This window comes from Pseudolysinimonas sp., assembly GCF_057350545.1.
Genome location: NZ_JBMRCP010000103.1, coordinates 16,472 through 31,308, shown reverse-complemented (window position 1 = coordinate 31,308; position 14,837 = coordinate 16,472). Strand labels below are relative to the sequence as shown.

Genomic DNA, 14,837 nt, shown 5'->3' with positions numbered 1-14,837 from the left:
GGTGGTCGAGTAGCCCCGCAGGGGCGTGTCGAGACCTAGCTCATCCATCCCAACAGCCGCAGCCCGGCGGCGACGAGCGCGGCCACGACGATCACGACGATGAACGGCACGCGCAGGGCGAACAGGATGCCGGCGACGACCACCGCGGGAACGCGCGCGTCGAGCACGAGGCCACCCGCGCGCTCGAACGTCTGCGTCACGACGAGCGCCGCGAGCAGCCCGACCGTCGTGAGGTTGGCGACCCGGGCGGGCGTCGGGCGTTCCATGAACGACTGGGGCACGAGGTAGCCGACGACCTTGAGGCCGAGCACGGCGGCCGACGCGAGCAGCACGATGTTCCAGACGGTCACTGCGGGGTCTCCCCCGGCTCGACGACCTGGCGCCCGAGCACGTTGGTGAGCCCGACGACGATCGCGACGACCGCGGCGGCGAGCACCGGGATGCCGGGCGGCAGCCACGGGATCAGCACCGCGGCGACGGCCGCAGCCGCGATCGCGACGGCGACGGGCTGACGGGAGCGCAGGCGCGGCCAGAGCAGCCCGAGGAACGCGGCCGCGGCCGCCGCGTCGAGCCCGTACTGCCGCACGTCGCCGACGAGGTCGCCGAGCAGGGCGCCGGCGAGGGTCGTGAGGTTCCAGCCGAGGTAGATGCCGAGACCGGTCACCCAGAAGCCGATCCGCTGCGTGCGAAGAGTGGGCTGCGCGGTGGCGACAGCCGTCGACTCGTCGATCGTGAACGGGGCCGCGAGCAGTCGCCGCCACCACGGGCCGCCGATGATCGGACCCATGCGCATCGAATAGAGCGAGTTGCGCATCCCGAGCAGTGCCGCGCTCGCAATCGCCGCGGGACCGGCCGCGGTGCCGCCCGAGGCGAGCACGCCGACGAGGGCGAACTGCGAGCCGCCCGAGAACATCAGCAGGCTCAGCACGCAGGTCTGCCAGACGTCGAGTCCCGCGGCGACGGAGAGCGCCCCGAACGAGACCCCGTAGGCTGCCACGGCGAGTGCGACGCTGACACTCGCGCGCACGGCGGCGGCCGACTCACGTCGTTCGACCGCCGCGGGCGCCTCAGAACTCGTCACGGGCGAGCGCCGCGGCCCGCAGCGCCTCGAAGAGAGCCTCCGGCTCGGCATCCTTGTAGAGCACGGCGTAGGCACCGACGCGCGCCGCCTCGGGCACGTGATCGTCGAGGTCGACGCCGGTGACGAGGATGACGCGCGGCACCGGTCCGAGTGCGCGCACGCGCTCATCGGCGACCAGGTGCTCGGTGGCCGCGAGACCGTTGAGCCGGGGCATCTGGATGTCCATGAGCACGACGTCGACGGGATGCTCGCGCACGAAGCGCAGCGCTTCGTTGCCGTCACCGGCCTCGCCGACGACGTCGAAGTCGGGCTGCGAGCCGAGCAGCAGCGACCAGCCCTCGCGCTGCCACAGCGAGTCGTCGACGAGGAGGATGCGCACCGGCGGTCGCGGGGTGCGGGCGGCCCGCGTGCTCACTCCGTGCCCAGACGCACGCCGTCGATGCCGTTGTGCAGGGCCGGGAAGATCGCGGTGACGGTGAACCCGACCCCCGGGGTGACGACGGCGTTGAGCATGCCGCCGTAGAGTTCCGCGCGCTCGCGCATCTCGGTGAGACCCCGACCCGTCGGAGTCTGCGTGAGCGCCGCGAGGTCGTCGTCTTGCGAGGTGACCCGGTCGCGGGCGACCTCGTCGGGGTCGAGTCCGTCGCGACGAGACGCCGATCGTGCCCCGTCATCGGACACGACGACCTCGAGGCCCTCGTCGTTCCACCCGAAGCTCACGAGCACCTCGGTGCCCTCCCCGCCGTGCGCGAGGGCGTTGGCGAGCGCCTCCTCGAGGATGCGGTAGATCGCGAGCTCGGCGCCCTGCTTGAGGTCGATGCGCTCCCCGGTCTCGCGGAACTCGACGCTCAGGCCGGCATCCCGCATGACCTTCAACAGGTCGCGGACGGTCGCGAGTCGCGGCTGGGGACCGGCCGCCGCCTCGCCCTCGCGCGCGAGAGCCATCACGCGACGGAGGTCGGCGAGCGTGTGCCGGGCCGTGTCGGCGATGACCGACGCGCTGCGCGCCGCGACCGCAGGGTCGGTCGAGGCGGCGTAGCGGGCGCCGTCGGCGTTGCTGATGATCACCGAGACCGAGTGCACGACGAGCTCGTGCAGCTCGCGCACGATGCGCAGCCGGCTGGTCTGCTCGGCGAGCGTGAGCTCGAGGTCGAGACGCTCGCGCTCGGCCGCGGTGCGGTCGAACTCGTTGCGGTCCGCGGCACGGCGCGCCCGGCGCCAGAGCACGAGCAGTACGAGCGCGACGACGACGAGCGCCCCCGCCACGCCGGCGAGCACGATCGTGATGACGTCGAAACCCTCGACATCCAAGGTGAGCTCGTCCATCGAAGTGCCTCCCGTTCCGCGGCGATGCTGGTCACCACGGCCCCGACCGATCAGTTTATCCCTCCCTCGTCAGACATCCGGACGGCCGACGGCCCGGACGCCCGCGGGGTGCGGACGGCCGGGCCGTGAGGGTGCCGAGGTCGACGGGCCGGCGGGACTAGCGAGCCGGCGGGGCGGGCGGAGTGCTGCGCAGCACCTCGAGGCGCGCGCGGTACTCCTTCTCGTCGATGTCGCCGTTCGCGTAACGCTGGGCGAGGGTCGCCTCAGCGCTGCCTGCGGCCTGCGCGGCGTGCCACGCGTGCGGCCCGCCGCCCCACATGGCGCGGCGACGACGGCCGAAGATCGCGAACAGGATCGCGAAGACGGCGATCCAGAACAGCGGGACGAGGAAGAACAGCCAGCCGAACCCCGGGCCGCCCCAGGGGTGCGCGACGGCGGCGGTGAGGGCGAGAGCGGTGAACACGAGTCACTCCGTTTCCGTGGAACCCGGGATGGGCTCCGCTGACACCAATCTCGTCGTGCGGCGCTCGGGGCGAATCCGCCGCCGGGAGCGACCCGACTACTCCCCCGGGAGTGCTCGGTGAGGGGCGGCTACTCCGACCCGGGGGTGACGAGGCCGGTCTCGTACGCGATGACGACGAGCTGCACGCGGTCGCGGGCGAGGAGCTTCGACATGATGCGCGAGACGTGCGTCTTCGCCGTGAGCGGGCTCAGGTAGAGCCGCCCGCCGATCTCGTCGTTCGTGAGGCCCTGCCCGACGAGGGTGAGCACCTCGCGCTCGCGATCGGTGAGGTTCTGCAACCGCGAGGCGTCGGGGGCGTCGCGGAGCCCCGTCGCGACGCGTTCGAGCAGCCGGCGCGTGACGCTCGGGCTGAGCAGCGCCTCCCCGCCCGCGACGACCCGCACGGCGCGGATGAGCTCGACCGGTTCGGTGTCCTTCACGAGGAATCCGCTCGCGCCCGCCCGGATCGCCTGTGCGACGTACTCGTCGAGCTCGAACGTCGTCACGACGACGACCCGCGTGCCGGCGAGAGCGGAATCGGCCACGATCTGCTCAGTCGCCCACAGACCGTCGCCGTCCGGCATCCGGATGTCCATGAGCACGACGTCGGGCTTCTCGCGCTTCACGAGCGCGACCGCTTCGCGACCCGTCGCCGCCTCGCCGACGACCTCGAGGTCGGGTTCGGCGCTCAGCAGGCTCGAGAAGCCGCCGCGGATGAGGTGCTGGTCGTCGGCGAGCGCGACGCGGATGGTCATGGATGTTCCTTCGGGATGGTGGCGGCGACCCGGAAGCCGCCGTCGGGCGCCGGGCCGGCCGTCAGGTGGCCGCCGAGCAGCTCGGCGCGCTCGCGCATCCCGAGCAGTCCGCGTCCGCCCGTCTCGCTCGCGAGGGCCGTCGGGCCGGAGCCGTCGTGGACGACATCGACGTGGAAGTCGCTGTCGTCGGACCACAGCCGCACGGTCACGTGACGGGCGTCGGCGTGACGCGTGACGTTGGTGAGCGACTCCTGCACGATGCGGAACAGCGCGAGCTGCACGGGTTTCGGGGCGCCCTCGATGCGATCGTCGAGCGTCACCTCGACTCCGCGGATACCCGCGATGAGCGCGGGAAGTCGATCGAGGCTCGGCTCGGGCACGAGGGGTGCGTCGCCGCTCCCGTCCGACCTCAAGGCACCGAGGACGGCACGCACCTCATCCAGTGCCGTCTTCGACGTCTCCTTGATGCTCGCGAGCGCCTCCGCCGCTTTGTCGGGCTGCCGCTCCATGAGGTGCAGTCCGACGCCCGCCTGCACGTTGATCTGGCTGAGCGAATGGGCGAGCACGTCGTGCAGCTCGCGGGCGATGCGCACGCGCTCCGCCTGCACTTCGCTCTGCTCCCGCTGCGTGGCGAGGCGGCGGTACTCGGCGAAGCGCTCGCGTCGGCCGCGGATGCCCTCGCCGAGGCCGAAGACGATGAGGATGCCGAGGGTCGTCGCGGCGATGCGCCCCGGCGTCCACTGCTCGAGACCCGTCCAGATGGCGAGCGTGATGCCCACGATCCAGCACGCGCCGACACTCACCCACGCCCAGACCCGGGCGCCGCGCACGATCGCGCCGACGATCGCGAAGGCGAGGGCGATGTACGGCGGACCGCCGTGCGGGCTCACGAAAAGGTCGGCGGCACCGGCGAGAGCGGTGACAGCGACCACCGGACCGGGGAACCGCCGCGCCGCGATGAGGGCGAGGGGGCCGACGATCGCGAGCCCGACGAGCACCGCGTTCTCGGCCGGACGGAGATCGCCCGTGCGGATCGTCCAGAGCGCCACGAGCACCTGCACGAGGAACGCCATCACGACGGGAATCCACAGCGTGGCCCAGCGCGGCATCCGCCAGTCGGGCGGAGGCGGGCCGTGCCACCCGCCTCCGTGAGTCCAGTCGAGGTGCGGCCCGGAGAAACGCGAGGGCCGGTGCATTCCCCGATGCTACGGCCGAGGCGTTACGCCCCGGGGAGTAACTTCGGTCGGTGGGTCAGCCCGCGACGGTCTGCTGGTACACCGCGAGGCGCCACGCCCCGTCGACGCGTCGGTAGACGCTCGTCATGGCGGCGACGAAGGGCTTCTCACCGTCGCGGTGAGCCTCGCCGCGGTACACGAGGGCGGCGGCATCCTCACCGAGGTCGACGACGCGCTCGTCGGAGAGCTCGAAGCGTGACCACGACGGCGCCTCCGCGAGGGATGCGACGACGGCATCCCGATCCATCGTCATGCCGCCCGCGAGCACCATCAGGCCGTCGTCGGTGAGGAGGTCGCCGTAGAAGGTCGCGCCCGTGCCGTCGCACAGGGAGTCCCAGCCGCGCCGCTCGAGGTCGAGGAGTTCGTCGATCAGCATGACCGCATTGTCGCGAACCGCGCTCCGAGAACGCTCAGAGGCCGTGGCGGGTGAGCCAGTCACGCAGTCGACGCGTGAAGGCCTCCGGCTGCTCGGCGCTCGGGATGTGGGCGGCACCTTCGAACACGTGGTGCTCCGACCCCGGGGCGGCGTCGGCGAGAGCGCGCGTGTTGGCGATCTCGGTCGAGAGATCTTCATCGCCGACCGTGAACAGCAGCGGGATGCCGAGCGTCGCATAGCGATCCCAGGCCGGCGGGTCGAGAGGGGTCGGTGTCGGCGACTCCGACTCCCGCGGCAGGTTCGCCAGGTTGTCGGCGTAACCGACCGCGAGGAACACAGGATCGACGTCGGCGGTGGTGCGGCGTGGTCCGACCCACCAGAGCTCGACCTCGCGCCGCAACGCCGCCTCGGCATCGCCCGCGTCGTAGAGAGCCTCGATCTCCTCGTCGATCGCCAACTCTTCCGGCGTCCCGTCGGCGGAGGGCATCCCGGAGGCGGCCGAGCCGACGGTCATGACGCCCGCGACCCGGTCGGGGAACTCGACCGCGGTGTCGAGGGCGATCGTGCCGCCGCGCGATGCGCCGACGAGGGTCGCCCGCTCGACGCCCGCGGCATCCAACACGGCGATCGCATCGGAACGGTTCGAGAACGGAACGTCCTGCGACTCGGTGCGCCCGAAGCCGCGCAGGTCGTAACGGATGACGCGGTGATCGCGGAGGAGATCGCGCCACTGCGGCTCCCACATCGCGGAGGTCGCGACGCCCGCGTGCAACAGGAGAATCGCGGGTGCGTCGTCGGGTCCGGCGACCTCGTAGTGGATGCGGGCGCCGTCATGTTCGAGGAAAGGCATGTCAGCAGCCTAGGAACGCCACTCTGACGCGTCACCCCGTTGCGAAGCGATGTGATCGGCGTGCAATGTCACCGTGCAACGTCGTCGGGAGGCGGCAGACTGCGGGCATGGCCCGCTACGTCATCGATGCGCCCGTGGCGCTGCGGCTCGCCGCGGAGCCGTCCGCGCTCCACGCCGCCCATCAGCTCGTCGCCCCGAACTCGCTGCGGTCGGAGGCGATGTCGATCCTCTACCGCGACGTGCGGGCGGGTGTGCGGTCGCGCGACGACGCCCGGGCGCTGCTCGACCCGCTCACCGCGCTGAAGGTGCGTCTGCTCGGCGACCGCGTCTCGCGCGGCACGGCGTGGCGCATCGCCGAGGAACTCGGGTGGGAGGACATCCACGAGGCCGAGTACCTTGCCGTGACTCGGTTGCAGGCCGATGCGTTCGTGACCCTCGACCCGGAGCGTGCGCGTCGGGCGGAGGGCGTCGTGCCGCTCGCGCCGTTCGAAGCGCTCGCGCGGACGTGAACCTCACTGCCCCAGACTGACGTAGAACCACCCGATCTGCGTGACGCCGTCGGACTCGTAGACGGGAACCGGGTAGCCGTCGGGATACTGCTCGCGCAGCTCGGCGACGTACTCCATGTACTCCCCCGCCTCCTCTGGATTCTGCGGCGCGGGGTAGCCGACGTGAGCGATCTCCTCGTCGTAGGCGTAGCCCTCGACCATGTTGCCCTCGTCGTCCCACCCGATCACCGCGACGAGTGTCGGCGATCCCGCGCCGTTCGACGTGCCGTACGTGTCGCCTGCGGCGTTGGTCGCCCACTCCGTTCCGCGCACGATCGCGAACTCGTAGTCGACGACGGTGCGCATCCCAGGATCGGCGACGATGTGCAGGGTCGGGTCGTCGGGCAGCTCGAGATCGAGCCACGCGACGTCGCCGACGTCGGCCGGGGCGCACGACATCGACGGCGTGTTGGTCGGATCGAAGCCGAAGCCGACGGTTCCCGCGGCGAGGCACGCGATCCGCAGCCGGATGTGGGTCGCATCCTGCGGCCGTTCGCCGAGCTCGATCGCCGCCGTACCGTCGACGGTCTGCGTGACCGGGTCGCCCAGCAGCGTCACCTGCGGAGCGCCGGGGATCACGCCGTCGGCGCCGGCGAGGCTCGAGCCGGGCTGATCGAGGTCGAGGTCGAGGTCGGGACGGTCGATCCATCCGGACGCCCACGCGCCGCTCGTGATCGCCGCTCCGGCGAGCACGCCGACGACGCCGATGCCGAGTCGGGCGACCCAGCGGGAGACTCCACCGGGACGCGGGGACTGCGAGGCCCGACGGGTCAGAGCATCCCGGATCGCGTCGGAGCGGGCGGGGTCGAACTCGGGCACGGTCATGACGTGCTCCCTTCCTCGAGCCGGAGTGCGGCGGGCGACCAGGCGTCGCGTACCCGGGCGCGGGCACGCGACAGACGCACCTTCGCCGCGTCGGTACGGATGCCGAGCACCTGAGCGGCATCGGCGATGCTCAGGTCTTCGATGACGACGAGCGCGAGGATGTCACGGTGCACGGCGGGCAGACCGCGCACGACCGCGACCAGGGAACGCTCCTCGCGGAGGGCGGCCACGCGGTCGAGGGAGGTTTCAGCGTGGTCTGCGGCGTCGGCCGGGGGCGGCAGTGCCGCGAGGAACGCCCGGTGACGCTGCAGCCCGCGGTTCGCGTTGCGGCCGAGGTTGTAGACGGTCGCGAGCAGCCAGGGCAGCACCGACCCGTCGACGACGCGCACCGCCTCGCGGCGTCGCCACAACTCGAGGAACGCACCGGCGACCAGATCCTCGGCGTCGGTGCGCGTCTCCGCGATTCTCAGCGCCGTGCGGAAGACGCGGTCGCGGTGGAGGTCCCAGAGGCGCGCGAAGGCAGCCCCGTCGCCGGCGCGACTCGCACGCCAGGTCACGACCTCATCCATCTCGCCCACACTCAGGGATGTCCGCATCCCCGCGCAAGGTAACCGCGGGCGCGGTCGGTGGAGACGCGAGGGCTACACTCGCCGGATGACGGATCAGGACGTCATCGATGACGGCAATGCCGACGAGCTGACGCGGCTGAAGCACGCCGCGTTCTCGCGGGGCGCGACCGACGCCGACCGCCGGAGGCTGTCGGCCTACCTCGCGGTGCGAGATACCGCGCCGACCGTCACGGAGCCGGCCCCCGAACCGTCCGTCCGCGTGGACCCGTGGCCCCCGCGACGCAGGGTGATTGCGGCCGCCGTCGTCGCCGCATTGGTCGTCGCGGGGGCGCTCGGGTGGGTCGTGCAGTCGGCAGATCGCACGCCCGTCACCGCGCCCTCCCGCACCCCGGCCCCGACGTCAGGTTCGGAGACATCCTCCGACTCCGGCTCCGACTCGGACTCCGACGTCGCCGACGAGTCGTCCGTACTTGCGGTGTTCGCGCGGCCCGCGACGGATTCCGACGAACCACTCGGTGACGTGGAGGAGCGCCTCAGTCTCGCGGGCCCCAGACGCGACGGATCACCGAGGTGGAGGGCATCCCGGTGTTCGCCGTCGTCGGGCTCCGCACCGACCTGCCGGACGAGCTCACCGAGAGCCTCGGCGTCGAGCAGCCGATCATGGTGTGCCTCTACTCGGACACCGAACCAGACCCGGAGTACGGCTATCCGTGCGTCTTCGTCGAACAAGTCGACAACGGCTACGTGTCGCTCCACCTGCCGAGTCACGTCGTGCACTGGGGAATGTCGGACGCCGAGCCGCTCGTCTTCGCGCGGGGCTGACCCGCCCCTGTTGTAACGCCTTCAGGCTGGCGCGACCGTCGTGCGCATGACGGTCTTGTTCTTGCCGATCCGCCGCTCGAAGGTGAAGCCCGCCTTCTCGAAGATGCCGGGCGTGACGTTGTGCAGGAACGACGCCGACACCCGCTTGCCCGGCTCGACGATGTTCGGGAACGACACCACCTCGCCCCCGCCTGCCTGCGCGATGAGGTCGAGCGCGCCCTGCAGCACCTGAAGGGTCACGCCCTTGCGGCGGTAGTCGCGGTCGACGAAGAAGCACGTGATGCGCCACGGCGCCTGGTGCGTCTCCCCTGCGTCGAACTGCTTGCGGTGGTAGATGTTCGGCAGGTCGGTCGGCGAGCCGTACTTGCACCACGCGATCGCCTGCTCCCCGTCGAACAGGAGCGCGGCGTGGGCGACATCTTCGTCGATGAGCCGTTGCTGATAGGTGGGCCCGTCGTGCTCGGACTTGACGGTGTCGGGCGTGTCGCCGTGGAAGTAACTGCAGTAGCAACCGCCCCACACCCCGTTGTGCTTCTCGGCGAGGGCGAGCCACGCCGGGTAGGTCTCGAGTGTCAGCGGTTTGACGACGTAGTCGTTCATGCGTGCATCCTGCACCCGCCCACCGTCAGTCGTCGAGGCCACGTGGCTACACTCGGCTCATGACGGACCAGGGGCCCGATCAGTCGGAGCGTTCGCGGCTGGAGCGCGCTGCCTACGCTCGCGGCGCCTCGGCCGAGGACGTCCAGCGGCTGGCTGACTATCAGGCCGCACGCGACGTCAGGAGGGCCGACGCCGACCCCGAACGGCCCGTCGATCACGGGATCGAACCGGAGCCGAGCGCGCCCGTCGACAGCCGGGACGAGGCGAGGGTGCCGCCACGTTCGCGACGCAGCGCACTCGTGCTGCTCGGCATCGGCGCCCTCGTCGGCGTCCTCGTCACGAGTGGAGTTACGTGGGGTGCCGTCGCGTTCGGCCCGTCCGACCGCGACACCGGATCGTCTGCGAACCCGACACCGAACGCGACCGAGCCGCTCACTCCAGAGACCGAGGATTCGCTCGCGATCTTCACCCGGCCCGACCTCGATCCCGGCCAGACCGAGACCTCGGAGCGCGCAGCGCTGGCGCTCGGGTTGCTGCAGCCCGAGACCCGGACCATCGGCATGTTCTCGGAGGGTGCCGAGGACGGCGCGGCCGAGGCATCCGCGCGCACCATGATCTTCGTCGGTAGCGGCGAATCGGAGTCGGGTTACCTCATCTGCCTCTTCACCGATCACCCCGGGACGTACTCGTGCGTCAGCGCCGCAGACTTCGCCCGCAAGGGCCTCGCCCTCCGCGTGAACAACATGCTGTGGCAGTGGGGCCCGATCGGAGGCATCGACATCTCGATCCTCTACGAGCCCGCTTCCGCCGCGCTGCCCTAGCTCGCCTCGGGCGCCCGCTCATGCGAAAGGCCCGGAATCGCGAGGACTCCGGGCCTTGTCAGCTCCCCGGCTTGGACTCGAACCAAGAACCTATCGGTTAACAGCCGATTGCTCTGCCAATTGAGCTACCGAGGATCGTCGTGGAGACAACCGCTAAAGACTAGCAAATCCTCGGGGGTGCGGATGTCACCGCGCCGTCGCGGCGAGGGCCTCCACGTAGGGGTGCAGCGGGTTCTCGAGAACCTCGTCGACGTGGCCGTAGCCGACGAACATCCCCTCGTGCATGACGGCGATCTGCTCGGTCATCGTGCGCAGCTCGCGCAGGTCGTGACCGATGACGAGGGCGGAGAACGCGCGCTCGCGCTGGAGATCGGCGATGACGGTGAGGATGCGGCCGCGCACGAGCACGTCGACGCCCATCGTCGGGTCGTCGGCGACGAGGAGGTTGGGCTCGAGGATGAGCGCGCGGGCCAGGGCGATGCGCTGCCGCTGACCGCGGGAGAGCTCGTGCGGCATCTTCGCCATGACTCCGAGCGGAAGCCGCACGGCATCCACGAGCTGGGCGACGAGCACGCCCGCCGTGTGGCGGTCGTACTTCTCGTCGCGCTGGTAGATCGGGGCGGCGACGTTCTCGCCGACGGTGAGGTGCGGCTCGAGGGTGGAACCGCCGTCCTGCGGCAGGTAGCCGACCTTGAGCATGAGCTTGTCGCGCCGCCGCGGCGACAGGTCGCGGATCTCGCGGCCGAGCACCTGCAGCCGGCCGCCGATGATGTGCGGCGCCTCGCGCTCCCCCGGCACCGCCTGCGCCGCGACGGCGCGCGCGAGGGTCGACTTGCCCGACCCGGCCTCGCCGACGACACCGAGGATGCCGTCGAGCGGGAGCTCGAACGAGACCCCGCTCACCGCGATGTCGTCGTCGCCGTAGCCGAGAGTCAGGTCTTCGGCACGGACCGCGACACCAGTCATGCCCTCACGCTACCGTTCAGCGCCGCAGCCGAGAGAGGTCGAGCGCATGCGCGTCGTCGAGCTCGAAGCCGGAGATCGTCGAACGCGCGAAGACGACCCGCACGCCCTGGGTGATCGGGATGGCGGGCAGCTGAGCCGCGATCGTGTTCTGCGTCTCGAGCGCCGTCGCGGCCCGCACCTCGGGGTCGAGCTCGGTGATCTGGCGAGTGAGCAGACCGTCGACCGTCGCGTCGACGTAGCCGGGGGTGAGCGTGCTCGACGAGCGGAACGGCGCGAGGTAGTCCTGGGGATCCGCGTCGGCCGGCAGCAGGCTCGTGAACATCGCCTGCACCTCGCCGGCGAGCAGTGCCGCGCTGAGTTCTTCGGCATCCGCCTCGACGACGGTCACGGAGAACAGGCCGCTGTCGTCGAGCTGGGCGGCGATCGCTTCGACCTCCTGACTTCCCGGGAAGCCGACCTCCGCGACGTCGACATGGATGGTGAGGTCGACCGGCTCGACGATACCGGCGGCAGCGAGGATCGCTGTCGCCGCGTCGACGTCGGGTCCGCCGTCTTTGTCGCCGCGGAGAGCGGAGAACACGTCGGTCGCTCCGGGGATGCCGACGGGCAGGTAGCCGGTGAGCGGCTCGACCCAGTCGGCTCCGAGGTCGTCGGCGAGCGCCTCGCGGTCGATCACGTCGGCGACCGCGCCTCGCACCGCGAGAGCGATGTTCGCGTCAGGGGTCTCGGTGCGCGTGCCGTAGGGCATGTGCGCGAAGTCGAACGCGAGGAGCCGCGTTCGACCCGACGCGGCGCGCGACATCTCGAGATCGTCATCGTCGGAGAGCGACTCGAGCGACGCCCCGTCCAACTGCCCCGTGATCGCATCGATCGTGCCGTCGCGCAGCTGCAGCGCGAGCGCCGCGCTCTCCCCCGGATGCACCTCGACGCTCGTGAACGCCGCGCGGTCGCCGCCGAACCCTCGATACGGGGTCAGCAGGAGCACCTCGCCGCGCAGCGTGCTGAGCGTGAACGCCCCGCCGAACGGCTCGGCGTCGAGGATGTCCTCGTCGGGAGTGAGTTCATCGGCGAAGAAGGCCTCCTCGTCGAGCACGAGCCCCGCCGGGCCGGCGAGCACGAACGGGAACCTCGAGTCGACCACCGTGTCGAAGCGGAACTCGATCGTCGTCTCGTCGACGAGATCGACCGAGTCGAGGCTCTGCAACTGCCGCCACGCGCCGTCGTCGGACTGCAGTGCCAGCTGACGCTCGATGCTGAACTTCACGTCGGAGCTCGTGAGGGCGTCGCCGTTCGCGAACTCGAGGTCCGGCTTGAGCACGACCGTGTACACCCCGTCCGCGGTCCACTCCGCCGACTCGGCGATCGCCGTCACCGGCTCGTCCTCGTCGGGGTCGATCGTCAGCAGCGACGGATAGATCTGCGACAGGAACGCGTACGAACCGACGGTGGCGCTCGCGGCGGGGTCGAGTGGCGGGATGTCACCCGACCAACCCAGACGGATCGGGCTCGACGCTCCGGACCCACCCGCACAGGCGGTGAGGGTCGCCGCCAGGATGACGGCGACGACGGCGGCGATCGCGCGCCTCGGCGTGCTCCGGCTCATCGGGACTCCTCGGGGTAGTGCCCCGAGACACGGGTGTGGGGCCTATCAGTCATAACACAGGCGCCCTGCGGCGCACCCCGGAAGCCTGGGAACTCAGCGCCCGAGCAGGCGTCGTCGCTCGGTCTCGAGCTCGGCGAGCTCCATCTGGATCGCGCGGGCGCGCGCCAGGTCGCCCTCGGCCGCGGCGCGCTGCGACGATCCCTGCAATTCGAACTTGCGGCGCCCGAGGTCGACGGCGACGAGTTCCGCGACCTGCGCGCGCGCCCACTTCTCGACGTTCGCCTCGCGCTCAGGGATGGGGGCGATGCCGAGCTGCGAGACGAGCCCCGCGAAGCGCGACGGCACGGCTTCCGCCACCGTCGTCACCCAGTCAGGGCGCTCGCAGTGCTCCACCGTCTCGATCGCCCCGTCGCGCACGACGGCGAGCACCGAGTTGCGCATGCGCACCGTGCCCGCGCGTTCGATGAGCTCGCGGCCCACGGCATCCGGTCGCTGCAGGATCGCGATGAGGGCGTCGCGCTCCATGCGGGTCTCGATGTCGACCGGCAGGTCGAGCAGGCTGAGCTCTCGCTCGACCGGCTCCCCCTCGACGCGCAGCTCCGGCACGGGCGGGGCGTTCGACGATCCGCGCACCGCGCGCGACACCTCGGCGGGGTCCATGCCGAGCCAGCCGGCGACGTTGCGGGCGTAGCCGCTCCGGAGCGCCTGGTCGCGGATGCCGGCGAGCACCGGCGCGGACGCCCGCATCGCGGCGACCCGTCCCTCGACGGTCTCGAGGTCGAAGCGGGCGAGCACGCGCTTGATCATGAACTCGAACATCGGCTGGCGGTTGGCGATGAGGGTGCGCACCGCCTCGTCGCCGCGCTGCGTGCGCAGGTCGCTCGGGTCGAGTCCGTCGGGGGCGACCGCGACGAAGGTCTGCGCCGCGAAGCGCTGCTCCTCCTGGAACGCGCGGCTCGCGGCCTTCTGCCCGGCCTCGTCGGGATCGAAGGTGAACACCACCTCGCCCGTGCGTCCCGTGTCGGCGTTGTCGACATCCCCCAACACGCGACGGATGACCTTGATGTGGTCGACGCCGAAGCTCGTACCGCACGTGGCGACCGCCGTCGTCACGCCCGACAGGTGGCACGCCATGACGTCCGTGTAGCCCTCCACGACGACGACCTGCTTGCCCTTCGCGATGTCGCGGCGGGCGAGGTCGAGCCCGTAAAGCACCTGGCCCTTGTGGTAGACGAGCGTCTCGGGGGTGTTGAGGTACTTGGGGCCCTTGTCTTCGTCGTCGCCCAGGAGCTTGCGGGCGCCGAAGCCGACCGTCTGGCCGGTGACGTCGCGGATCGGCCAGATGAGCCGGCCGCGGAACCTGTCGTACGCGTTGCCGCGATCGCCCGTGCTGAGCAGGCCCGAGGCGGTGAGCTCCTCGTCCTTGAAACCCTGTTTCTTGAGGGCGTCGCCGAGGGCGTTGAACGACTTGGGTGCGAACCCGATGCCGAAGTGCGCGGCGTCGGCCGCCGTGAAGCCGCGCGCGCCGAGGAAGTCGCGGCCGACCTGCGCCGCGGGCGTCGCGAGCTGCTCCTGGAACCACTTCTCGGCGGCCGCGTTGGCGGCGAGCAGCCGCGCCCGGTTGCCGTGGTCGCTCGCCTGCCCGCCGTCTTCGTAGTGCAACTCGTAGCCGAGGCGCCCGGCGAGCCGCTCGACGGCTTCGGCGAACGTGACGTGGTCCATCTTCTGCAGGAACGAGAAGACGTCACCCCCTTCGCCGCAGCCGAAGCAGTGGTAGAGCCCCACCTGCGGCCGCACGTGGAAGCTCGGGCTGCGCTCCTCGTGGAACGGACAGAGGCCCTTCATCGAGCCCACGCCGGCCGACTTGAGTGTCACGAAGTCGCCGACGATGTCGGCGATGTTGGTGCGGGCCCTGACCTCGTCGATGTCGCTTCGACGAATGAGCCCGGCCATGGGTC

18 protein-coding genes and 1 tRNA gene are annotated in these 14,837 nt (G+C 71.1%); 3 read left to right on the top strand and 16 right to left on the bottom strand.

Annotation, left to right across the window (positions count from 1 at the left end):
- Positions 1–35 precede the first annotated feature (35 nt).
- The 9 genes from ACO1X9_RS14190 to ACO1X9_RS14150 all read right to left on the bottom strand — a co-directional run bounded on the left by ACO1X9_RS14190 (position 36) and on the right by ACO1X9_RS14150 (position 6,125).
- Positions 36–350, bottom strand: coding sequence for an AzlD domain-containing protein (locus ACO1X9_RS14190; RefSeq protein WP_486351496.1), 315 nt, complete (start codon positions 348–350; stop codon positions 36–38).
- Positions 347–1,081 carry an AzlC family ABC transporter permease gene (locus ACO1X9_RS14185; protein WP_486351495.1) on the bottom strand — a complete coding sequence of 245 codons (735 nt, stop codon included), beginning with the start codon at positions 1,079–1,081 and terminating at the stop codon, positions 347–349. Before ACO1X9_RS14185 ends, ACO1X9_RS14190 begins: the two co-directional genes overlap by 4 nt.
- On the bottom strand, positions 1,068–1,496 hold the full coding sequence (locus ACO1X9_RS14180; protein ID WP_486351494.1) for a response regulator: 429 nt from the start codon (positions 1,494–1,496) through the stop codon (positions 1,068–1,070). Before ACO1X9_RS14180 ends, ACO1X9_RS14185 begins: the two co-directional genes overlap by 14 nt.
- Positions 1,493–2,407, bottom strand: coding sequence for a sensor histidine kinase (locus tag ACO1X9_RS14175; RefSeq protein WP_486351493.1), 915 nt, complete (start codon positions 2,405–2,407; stop codon positions 1,493–1,495). Before ACO1X9_RS14175 ends, ACO1X9_RS14180 begins: the two co-directional genes overlap by 4 nt.
- Before the next feature lie 157 nt (positions 2,408–2,564).
- Positions 2,565–2,870 carry an SHOCT domain-containing protein gene (locus ACO1X9_RS14170; RefSeq protein ID WP_486351492.1) on the bottom strand — a complete coding sequence of 102 codons (306 nt, stop codon included), beginning with the start codon at positions 2,868–2,870 and terminating at the stop codon, positions 2,565–2,567.
- Positions 2,871–2,998: 128 nt separating this feature from the next.
- Positions 2,999–3,664 carry a response regulator gene (locus tag ACO1X9_RS14165; protein ID WP_486351491.1) on the bottom strand — a complete coding sequence of 222 codons (666 nt, stop codon included), beginning with the start codon at positions 3,662–3,664 and terminating at the stop codon, positions 2,999–3,001.
- The gene (locus tag ACO1X9_RS14160; RefSeq protein WP_486351490.1) at positions 3,661–4,860 is read right to left on the bottom strand and encodes a sensor histidine kinase; all 1,200 of its coding nucleotides are present in this window, start codon (positions 4,858–4,860) and stop codon (positions 3,661–3,663) included. Before ACO1X9_RS14160 ends, ACO1X9_RS14165 begins: the two co-directional genes overlap by 4 nt.
- 55 nt (positions 4,861–4,915) lie before the next feature.
- Positions 4,916–5,275 (bottom strand): nuclear transport factor 2 family protein, encoded by a 360-nt coding sequence (locus tag ACO1X9_RS14155; protein WP_486351489.1) that lies wholly within the window; start codon positions 5,273–5,275, stop codon positions 4,916–4,918.
- A gap of 34 nt (positions 5,276–5,309) precedes the next feature.
- Positions 5,310–6,125 (bottom strand): alpha/beta fold hydrolase, encoded by an 816-nt coding sequence (locus ACO1X9_RS14150; protein WP_486351488.1) that lies wholly within the window; start codon positions 6,123–6,125, stop codon positions 5,310–5,312.
- A 107-nt stretch (positions 6,126–6,232) separates the two neighbouring features.
- Between ACO1X9_RS14150 and ACO1X9_RS14145 the strand changes: the two genes are divergently transcribed.
- Complete coding sequence (locus ACO1X9_RS14145) at positions 6,233–6,634, top strand: hypothetical protein (RefSeq protein ID WP_486351487.1); 402 nt, start codon at positions 6,233–6,235, stop codon at positions 6,632–6,634.
- A gap of 3 nt (positions 6,635–6,637) precedes the next feature.
- Here ACO1X9_RS14145 and ACO1X9_RS14140 read toward each other — a convergent pair whose 3' ends face one another.
- A complete protein-coding gene (locus tag ACO1X9_RS14140; RefSeq protein WP_486351486.1) occupies positions 6,638–7,498 on the bottom strand; it encodes a hypothetical protein in 861 nt (286 codons plus the stop codon).
- On the bottom strand, positions 7,495–8,067 hold the full coding sequence (locus ACO1X9_RS14135; RefSeq protein ID WP_486351485.1) for an RNA polymerase sigma factor: 573 nt from the start codon (positions 8,065–8,067) through the stop codon (positions 7,495–7,497). Before ACO1X9_RS14135 ends, ACO1X9_RS14140 begins: the two co-directional genes overlap by 4 nt.
- Positions 8,068–8,637: 570 nt before the next feature.
- Between ACO1X9_RS14135 and ACO1X9_RS14130 the strand changes: the two genes are divergently transcribed.
- On the top strand, positions 8,638–8,889 hold the full coding sequence (locus tag ACO1X9_RS14130; RefSeq protein ID WP_486351484.1) for a hypothetical protein: 252 nt from the start codon (positions 8,638–8,640) through the stop codon (positions 8,887–8,889).
- A 21-nt stretch (positions 8,890–8,910) separates the two neighbouring features.
- Here ACO1X9_RS14130 and ACO1X9_RS14125 read toward each other — a convergent pair whose 3' ends face one another.
- Entirely contained in the window at positions 8,911–9,489 is a 579-nt protein-coding gene (locus ACO1X9_RS14125; protein WP_486351483.1) for a GNAT family N-acetyltransferase, read from the bottom strand.
- Between the two features lie 59 nt (positions 9,490–9,548).
- Here ACO1X9_RS14125 and ACO1X9_RS14120 point away from each other — a divergent pair, with 59 nt between their 5' ends.
- Entirely contained in the window at positions 9,549–10,310 is a 762-nt protein-coding gene (locus tag ACO1X9_RS14120; RefSeq protein ID WP_486351482.1) for a hypothetical protein, read from the top strand.
- Between the two features lie 62 nt (positions 10,311–10,372).
- On the opposite strand, the gene ACO1X9_RS14115 is transcribed toward ACO1X9_RS14120, so the two are convergent.
- The 4 genes from ACO1X9_RS14115 to dnaG form a co-directional block, all read right to left on the bottom strand.
- A tRNA-Asn gene (locus ACO1X9_RS14115) sits at positions 10,373–10,445 on the bottom strand.
- A 51-nt stretch (positions 10,446–10,496) separates the two neighbouring features.
- A complete protein-coding gene (locus ACO1X9_RS14110) occupies positions 10,497–11,276 on the bottom strand; it encodes an ATP-binding cassette domain-containing protein (protein WP_486351481.1) in 780 nt (259 codons plus the stop codon).
- 16 nt (positions 11,277–11,292) lie between these two features.
- Positions 11,293–12,879: an ABC transporter substrate-binding protein gene (locus ACO1X9_RS14105; protein WP_486351480.1), complete on the bottom strand. Its 1,587-nt coding sequence runs from the start codon at positions 12,877–12,879 to the stop codon at positions 11,293–11,295.
- A 93-nt stretch (positions 12,880–12,972) separates the two neighbouring features.
- Positions 12,973–14,832, bottom strand: coding sequence for a DNA primase (dnaG, locus tag ACO1X9_RS14100; protein ID WP_486351479.1), 1,860 nt, complete (start codon positions 14,830–14,832; stop codon positions 12,973–12,975).
- Between the last annotated feature and the right edge of the window lie 5 nt (positions 14,833–14,837).

What these genes read in the sequence shown, in the direction of transcription:
- ACO1X9_RS14175 (WP_486351493.1), bottom strand. Translation starts at nt 2,407, where the DNA reads ATGGACGAGCTCACCTTGGATGTCGAGGGTTTCGACGTCATCACGATC.
- ACO1X9_RS14165 (WP_486351491.1), bottom strand. Translation starts at nt 3,664, where the DNA reads ATGACCATCCGCGTCGCGCTCGCCGACGACCAGCACCTCATCCGCGGC.
- ACO1X9_RS14160 (WP_486351490.1), bottom strand. Translation starts at nt 4,860, where the DNA reads ATGCACCGGCCCTCGCGTTTCTCCGGGCCGCACCTCGACTGGACTCAC.
- ACO1X9_RS14155 (WP_486351489.1), bottom strand. Translation starts at nt 5,275, where the DNA reads ATGCTGATCGACGAACTCCTCGACCTCGAGCGGCGCGGCTGGGACTCC.
- ACO1X9_RS14150 (WP_486351488.1), bottom strand. Translation starts at nt 6,125, where the DNA reads ATGCCTTTCCTCGAACATGACGGCGCCCGCATCCACTACGAGGTCGCC.
- ACO1X9_RS14145 (WP_486351487.1), top strand. Translation starts at nt 6,233, where the DNA reads ATGGCCCGCTACGTCATCGATGCGCCCGTGGCGCTGCGGCTCGCCGCG.
- ACO1X9_RS14140 (WP_486351486.1), bottom strand. Translation starts at nt 7,498, where the DNA reads ATGACCGTGCCCGAGTTCGACCCCGCCCGCTCCGACGCGATCCGGGAT.
- ACO1X9_RS14135 (WP_486351485.1), bottom strand. Translation starts at nt 8,067, where the DNA reads ATGGATGAGGTCGTGACCTGGCGTGCGAGTCGCGCCGGCGACGGGGCT.
- ACO1X9_RS14125 (WP_486351483.1), bottom strand. Translation starts at nt 9,489, where the DNA reads ATGAACGACTACGTCGTCAAACCGCTGACACTCGAGACCTACCCGGCG.
- ACO1X9_RS14120 (WP_486351482.1), top strand. Translation starts at nt 9,549, where the DNA reads ATGACGGACCAGGGGCCCGATCAGTCGGAGCGTTCGCGGCTGGAGCGC.
- ACO1X9_RS14110 (WP_486351481.1), bottom strand. Translation starts at nt 11,276, where the DNA reads ATGACTGGTGTCGCGGTCCGTGCCGAAGACCTGACTCTCGGCTACGGC.
- ACO1X9_RS14105 (WP_486351480.1), bottom strand. Translation starts at nt 12,879, where the DNA reads ATGAGCCGGAGCACGCCGAGGCGCGCGATCGCCGCCGTCGTCGCCGTC.
- dnaG (WP_486351479.1), bottom strand. Translation starts at nt 14,832, where the DNA reads ATGGCCGGGCTCATTCGTCGAAGCGACATCGACGAGGTCAGGGCCCGC.